Raw genomic sequence first — 7822 nt, 5'->3', positions numbered from 1 at the left:
GCTATCCGTCATTTCTTCCTGGTAGGTGGCTGTGATGGTGCCAAGCCTGGGCGCAACTATTACACTGAGCTGGTCGAAAAAGTTCCAGAGGACTGCATGGTTCTTACTCTGGCGTGCGGTAAGTTCCGCTTTTTTGACAAAAAACTGGGCGATATAGGAGGAATTCCAAGGCTGCTCGATGTAGGTCAATGCAACGATGCCTATTCCGCAGTGAAAATTGCCATGGCACTGGCCGATGCTTTTGATTGCGGAGTTAACGATCTCCCCTTATCACTGGTTCTTTCCTGGTATGAACAAAAGGCAGTCGTTATTCTACTATCACTCTTTTCCCTGGGAATCAGGGGTATACGACTCGGGCCAAGTTTACCGGCGTTTGTGACCCCAAATGTTCTCAATGTGTTAGTGGAGAATTTCAATATCATGCCAATCTCCACACCTGACGAAGACCTGCAAGCTATACTTGGTTAAGGGGCACGGAAAAAATAAATTATCCGATCTTGCTTGTCTCTCAACTCGGTAACGTCGTCGCGTCAATTACTCAATACGACCAGTATGAAAACATTGACGCGACGACGTTACCAAACCGATATCCTACGCAATTTTTGGATATTTCAATTAGTTTTGAGTTGTGACTGGTTGCAGTTGCTTCAGATTTGGACAATTGCGGTTTTTTGCAGGTAAGCGATGACTCCGGAAGGCTATCTGTGGGGGAAACCGCGATCGTGAAAAGAGATAAGCGACCAGCGGGAGACTTCGTGGGGTACCTGTGGTTTGATGCATTTTTTTTGGGAGAGTGGGCAATAAACAGGCAGGAATTACGTAAGTCAGGCTGATCACCAAAGATTAGGTGCGCTGTGAGCAGTTACCTTTTTGTTTAAGATATTGAACCAGAAATGCGTCTACTGCCAGGTGGAGAATATGGTGTAGAACACAGGTAACAGCTGCCAGGCCTAAATCAGGAAATAAAGATGATTGTATAATCAGGCTTAAAGGTAATGTTTTTTGTCCTCCCATGATAATTACACTTTCTCTTCGTCCTTTGTGTATGTCGCATAGGTGGGATATATACATCCCAACCAGTATTAACATACAATGAAAAAGACCTGTACTAAGAAGTATGATTGCAATAAAGACGATACCACCCTGGACGACATCGTTTTTTCCATTACATATGGCCATCCAGATGATGAAAAGGATGCTTATCTGGCTAAATATGCCTGCGTAAGGTGTAAAGCGTTTTACAGTAGTTGGAAAGGCCTTTCTCCAGGTAACTCCCACGGCGAGAGGGATAACAACCAGTAATGCGATTTTCAACATCAAGCTCGACTGGGCAAACTCCATATTACCTGTTTGTATATTGTCACCGCTCATAAGCCATTGGAGTGTTACAGGGATAGTAAAAATGGCCATAATATTGCCAAGAATGGTGATTAGAAGTGCATGGATAGAATTGCCGCCTGCAAGTCCCGTCATAATAACACCACTACTTAAGGTACTCGGCATAATGGCAATGAGTATTATCCCTGTATAGATGCTCTCTGGGAGAGGAAACACGCTCCATAGACGGGCAATGGCTGGGGCGACGAGAAAGGTAATAGCCAGTGAAGCTGCTGTTCCCTTTGCATCTGCCATACCTGCTATAATTTGCCTGGATTGTACCATTAATCCAGAGAAGATAAAGACGAGGAATATACTTCCTTCAGGCCCATGGTGCATCTTGAACCATGACCCCAGGCTGGCTGTTTGATCAGACTTGTCGAGCAGCGGCAGAGTGGAGACCGTAAGTATACCGAGGAAGAACCAGTATTTTTTTAAGAGAGTCACCAAAACACCAAGTGCAAAATCATAAGTGAAGCTGAATCTTGTTGATTATATCAGGAGGGTTGTATTTTTTGATGATCACACCTTTACATATAACGAGATAACCGGGCAATAAAAAAGCAGAGGCTAAAGCCTCTGCTATTTTTTTATGATGCTGATAAATGTATTATTTTTTTCTTCTCAGACTTGCAAGTCCCGCAATTCCCGCTCCAAATAAAAGCATGGTAGCAGGTTCGGGAACCTGACTTGTGGTACCTGCCATCCAACCACTGAAATCTCCATCGCCAATGCTTTGGACATGTGCGGCCGCAACCCAGGTGCCATTTCCTCCTCCAGGAACACTGAAGGCATTAAAGTAGTCAGCCATGATACCTGGTGCCATAAAATCGATGCTGAAAATTTCACCAGCGTCAAAATCATTTACACCCCATTCTAGCAGGATATCAAAAAAGCCGTCTCCGTCCGCTTTATAGGAATCATAAGCCATGGATACAGTAGGGACGCTAGGATCAACACTGGATGAAAATGAAGTGAGGACGCTGAGGTCTCCTGTATAATTTAAATATATACCTGTTATAGCTTCCCCTAAAGTTAATGAGGAGGCATCCATTGTTATTGATACTGTGCCCGAAACCGAATCATCAAAGGTGAGTACGATGGGAGCTGAAGCCGGTGTTGCACCGCTTATTTCAGTATCAAGGTTTACTGTAAACGGTGTTGCATTTGCATTTAATACCCCGATTGGTAAAAACGACAGTAGGAATAACGCTGCTTTTTTCATAATCCCTCCCTATTGCTTGAGGTGTACTTAAAAAGAGACTTACCAATACTTACTCTTTCTTACACATTGCTTTGCAAGAAAAGTGCCTTTGAACAGGTATTTTCTTCGCTTATATATAATGTGGAGTGTAATTGGCCTATTACTGTTGTTCTCTATTCACCTTTCTGGGTGTACCGGTTTGAATATGTACGTCAATCGTGAGAAAACCAGCTGGAATTTCGTTAATTCGGAAAAATATACTGCTCGCTGTAGCGGTAAAAGGCACACTAATGTATTGAATTGAATTCACTATGGATCTATTGGGAAAAGATGAGCATCAAGTGTCCGTGCTTACCGAGCAAAAGGGTAATTGATCACAGGTATTCCACGAAGTCTCTCGCTGGTCGCTTATCTCTTTGCACGACCGCCGGTTTCACACATAAATAGCCTACCGGAGTCTTCGCTTACCTGCGAAAAACCGCGCTTGCTCAAATCTGAAGCACCCGTGATCGGTTACGCAAAAGGTATAAGGGGAAGCACAGAAAGAATCTGATATAGAGAAAATGAACAAAAGAGGGAAAAGGATTTGATGTGTAACGTGTTATTGTATATTAGCTTTTTATGTGCAAGGTAGCTCAGGGAGATGTTCTATCGTATGGTAACTGCTCACAGCACATCTAATCTTTCCGCGTTCAGCCTGGCGTACGTATGGCCAGTATGCTGCAACAGCCTGCTTGCAGAAACCTTAACAAGCTGTAACCAGTTCATGTATCATATATCCATATAACGATGGACATCGGTATATTTCGACTTGATACGTATCCGTAATCTGTATATTGAAGATCATTTTTGTAAACAATGGCTGTACATTATACAATACGGATATTGCTTGTTTTGATATAACAAATTGATTTGTATGCAAAAAAATGTGAAATGCAACCCTTTTTGTATTCCGTATTTTAGGAAAAAAATTACGGAAAAGACTAAATTTATGAATTTAGCCAATTATACTGACCACTGTTTTTCAAAAAATTGGGCACGTCTGATCGTTCATTCTGTACTATGACCAAACAGAAAATCACTAAGAATTGCAGACAAGGTTTACGAGCAGTATGCCTGGCTCGGTGCAAGGGTGGAGGAAAATGATAAATATTTAAAAATTGTGTAGGGTATCGATTTGGTAACGTCGTCGCGTCAATGGTTCCATACTGGCCGTATTGTGAGTCATTGACGCGACGACGTTACCGAGTTGAGAGACACGCTAGATTGGATAATTTATTTTTTCCGCAGCCCTAAAAGAGAGACAGAGGGGGATGAGTATTATTATGTATTGTACCCATTTTCCCTGCAGTATCTGTCTATGGTCTCGGCCACTACTTTTGCCTGCACAACCGCCTCCACCACGGTTTTAGCTCCAGTAACCACATCGCCTGAGGCAAAGGTTCCCTCCTTGGTGGTGTTACCTTTGTCATCAGTTATCAGTAATCCCATTCGATTGGTGTTGAGTTTTGTGGTGCTGGAAACGATGTTGGTTTTAGGAACCTGGCTGACAGCAATAATAATGGTATCGCAGGCAAAAAACTCTTCTGCAATTCCCCTATCGCGCCAGTTCATGCTGCCGTTTTCTCCTGATACCTGTTCCTGCACCGCAAGGCGCAAACCTGTTTCGGTTAATTCAATGGGGGCACGTTGCAGCAAGAAACGAATACCTTCTGAACGAGCTTGTTCAAGTTCATGTCTGGTTGCAGGCATTTGTTCAAAGTTTTTACGATAGATAATGGTTACTTCGGGTACCCCGTTCCTTTTAGCGCTTCGGGCTACGTCCATGGCTACGTTTCCAGCACCGATAACTGCCAACCGTTTTCCCAATCGATACACATTCGGGGATTTGAGATAGTCGATGGCATAATGCACATTGCCCAGCGTTTCCCCTTTGATGCCCAATGTTCTGGGATTCCACACGCCTGTTCCGATGAAAGCAGCTTTATAGCCATCCTCAAAAAGTCTGTCCAGTGAGATAACCGGGCCAATCATGGTATTTGGTCGGATTTTTACTCCCATGGCATAGAGTTCATTTTCAAGAAGATCGATAATCCTTTTTGGCAATCGATATTCTGGAATGCCATAGCGCAGCACTCCCCCGATTTTGTCGTGGGCATCAAATAAGGTTACATTATATCCGTTTCTTGCCAGCAGGTATGCCACGGTGATACCTGCCGGTCCACCTCCTACAACCGCAATACGGGCCTTGGTTGGCGTAACTTTCGGAAATTGAACCTGTTCGAGATATCTGAGTGAAATCTCGTACTCGATTTCATGAAACCGTATTGGTTCGCCCTTTTTGCCACGCACACAATTGCCTTTGCATTGATCCTCATGGACACACACCAATGCGCAAATAACAGATAATGGGTTGTTTTCAAAAAGGATTTTTCCAGCATCCAGCAGTTTGTCTTCACGATACAATTTTACAATTTCAGGAATTGGCGTATCAATGGGGCAACCGACCTGGCAATGTGGTTTTTTACAAAGTACACACCGTTGGGCTTCGCCCTGGTTAGCTCTTATAACATGTGTATCGATACAATGTTGATTAACATTGGAGGAATGTGGCATGGCAGTATATATTAAATGAGAATATCGGAAACGACACATAGGGTAAGTAACTAAACTTGGCAACCCTCCTGTATTTGTAACTGGTTACAGGGTGCCTGAGTTTTTTGCAAGCAGGCTGGCGCAGTGTATAGCCCCATACGTAAGCCAGGCTGATCGCTGAAAGATCAGGTGCACTGTAAGCAGTTACGAATACCGTTTTTCTTTCAGAGGAAGGCATAACCGGTAAGTGTACCTCCTCGGAATAAGAATAGCATAATGATAATCATTTTTGTAGAAAGAGAAAATAAATCTGACTGCAAGCAAGTATATTGTTCAATGGTAACTATTCATAGGGTGAGTAACTAAACCTGGAAACTCTCCTGCATTTGTAACCCCTCACAGGGTGCCTGAGGTTTTCGCAAGCAAGCGGGCGCTGGGTATAGACCCATACGTATGCCAGACTGATCACGGAAAGATCAGGGGCACTGTGAGCAGTTACGTTCAATAAACTATGGTGTGTAGCGTGAATAGAAGACAAATTCTTACATCTGTTTGCCCATATGATTGTCCGGATGCCTGTGGACTCCTGATTACAGTGGAAGGTGACACTGTTTTAAGCGTTGCCGGAGATCCTGCTCATCCTGTCACCCAAGGCTTTATTTGCCCGAAGATGCATAGTTATGGGAAAACGGTTCACTCTCCAGGAAGATTGACCACTCCTTTACTCAGGACAGGGAAAAAAGGAGAAGGGAGGTTTACCCCGATATCATGGGAGGAGGCTATCCAACGAGTCTGCGAAACCTGGCAAAATATCTCTATGAAGTACGGAACTGAAGCTATATTACCATACTCCTATGGGGGAACCATGGGGATGGTTCAGCGAAATGCAGGGCACGCATTTTTTCATTATCTGGGAGCGTCACAACTTGAGCGAACAATCTGCTCAGCGGCCAAAGGAGCTGGGTGGTCAACGGTTATGGGGGAAACGCCAGGTATGCAACCAGAGGAGATTCTTCAGAGTGATCTGGTTATTCTCTGGGGTATTAATGCCGCAGCAACAAGCATACATACCATGCGGGATGCTTTACTGGCAAAAAGGCAAGGGGCTAAAATATGGGTGATTGATACGTATATGACGGCCACTGCCGAATTGGCCGATGAAGTCTTTCTGTTGAAGCCTGGTTCTGATACCTCCCTGGTTCTGGGGATGATGCATGTCCTGGTACGCGACAATCTGACAGATACCAGCTTCATTAGTGAAAACGTACTCGGTTACCAAGAACTCACCCAGACTGTATTGTCTGATTGTTCTCCTGAAAAAATGTCGGTGCTTACCGGGATTCCTTCTGCAGTAATAGAACGGATGGCCAGCCAATATGCTGCTGCAGAAGCACCGTTTATTCGTTTGGGTAATGGTCTTTCCAGGTATGGAAACGGTGCCATGGCAGTCAGGTCGATTACCTGTTTACCGTCTTTAACAGGAGCATGGACGAGAAGTGGTGGGGGAGTGTTTGGTGGAACCTCGACCGGGGCTGCTTTCGCCATGCACAAAATCGTACGCCCTGATTTCATGAAACAGTCAACGAGGGTTATCAATATGAACCAACTTGGTGCTGCCCTTTCAGGCACCTTCACTCCACCAGTACACTCTCTGTATGTGTATCATGCCAACCCTGCACTGGTTTCACCTGATCAATGTGCCATTCATGAAGGGCTTAGGCGAGAAGATCTTTTTACTGTTGTCCATGAGCGCTTCATGACTGATACTGCCAGATTTGCAGACATAGTGTTGCCAGCCACAACTTCACTGGAGCATGACGATTTATACCGTTCCTATGGCCACTATTGCGCACAACTTGGCAAAGCCATCATTGCACCGGTTGGACAGGCCAAATCCAACTGGCAGGTTTTTCAGATGCTTGCAGAGGGAATGGGATGGAATGAACCGTTTTTTACCAAACAGGCCACTGACTTGATAGGAGAATTGCTGGCTGACGAGAATGCCTGGAGGGATAAAGGAACCAATGAACGTTTACAGCAGGGAAAAGCTGTGGTTCTGAATGTGCCCACAGACCCCAAATCTCAATGGCTTACTCCGTCGGGAAAGATAGAGATTCTTAATGTTCGTGAATCTGAACCATTACCAAGGATACTGTCTACCCATGCTGCGTATGACTCATTTCCATTACTTCTGCAGTCCGCACCCAGTCGGTACAGTTTAAACTCAACTTTTTATGAGCAGGATGGTTTGCGTGCAAAGCAAGCTGTTATGTGCCTTCTGATGCATCCTGAAGATGCAGAGGTCAGAGAATTGGTTGACGGGCAACAGGTGACGGCATTTAATGACTATGGGAGCGTTCGTTTCACGTTGAGTGTGAGTGAGAGAACTATCCCTGGAACAGTAGTGACGGAAGGGCTCTGGTGGTTGGATTTCGTTGCAGGGGAAAATGGTGTCAATGCGCTGATGTCCCAGCGGTTGACTGATAAAGGCAATGGGGCCACCCTCTATGATGTAGCTGTGGAAGTACAAGGTGATAAAGAGGGGTAATCCATTAAAAAGAGTATGAGTGATTGTTCGTACGTTCAGCCTGAACAGGATGGGGGATGACCAGTATCCTCTTCAGGCTGGGCTATTCCGGTGACTGA

General features: G+C 44.7%; 4 protein-coding genes and 1 pseudogene. 2 read left to right on the top strand and 3 right to left on the bottom strand.

Annotated features, from left to right (window positions below):
• Positions 1-468 (top strand): annotated as a pseudogene (locus G493_RS0120190) (hydroxylamine reductase); the annotation flags it as partial.
• Between the two features lie 375 nt (positions 469-843).
• Here the strand turns inward: G493_RS0120190 and G493_RS0120185 are convergent.
• The 3 genes from G493_RS0120185 to G493_RS0120175 all read right to left on the bottom strand — a co-directional run bounded on the left by G493_RS0120185 (position 844) and on the right by G493_RS0120175 (position 5197).
• Positions 844-1824, bottom strand: coding sequence for a bile acid:sodium symporter (locus G493_RS0120185; protein WP_161629862.1), 981 nt, complete (start codon positions 1822-1824; stop codon positions 844-846).
• Between the two features lie 163 nt (positions 1825-1987).
• Complete coding sequence (locus G493_RS0120180; protein WP_028581841.1) at positions 1988-2602, bottom strand: PEP-CTERM sorting domain-containing protein; 615 nt, start codon at positions 2600-2602, stop codon at positions 1988-1990.
• Positions 2603-3904: 1302 nt separating this feature from the next.
• Positions 3905-5197 carry an NAD(P)-dependent oxidoreductase gene (locus G493_RS0120175; protein WP_084813689.1) on the bottom strand — a complete coding sequence of 431 codons (1293 nt, stop codon included), beginning with the start codon at positions 5195-5197 and terminating at the stop codon, positions 3905-3907.
• 502 nt (positions 5198-5699) lie between these two features.
• On the opposite strand from G493_RS0120175, the gene G493_RS0120170 reads away from it, so the two are divergent.
• Entirely contained in the window at positions 5700-7724 is a 2025-nt protein-coding gene (locus tag G493_RS0120170; protein WP_205623730.1) for a molybdopterin-dependent oxidoreductase, read from the top strand.
• Positions 7725-7822 lie beyond the last annotated feature (98 nt).

Origin of the sequence: Desulfogranum japonicum DSM 18378 (assembly GCF_000429945.1) — a bacterium.
In the GTDB taxonomy this organism is placed as follows: Bacteria; Desulfobacterota; Desulfobulbia; order Desulfobulbales; family Desulfobulbaceae; genus Desulfogranum; species Desulfogranum japonicum.
Note: the sequence above shows the minus strand (reverse complement) of the source record. Positions and strands in the feature narration are given on the sequence as shown.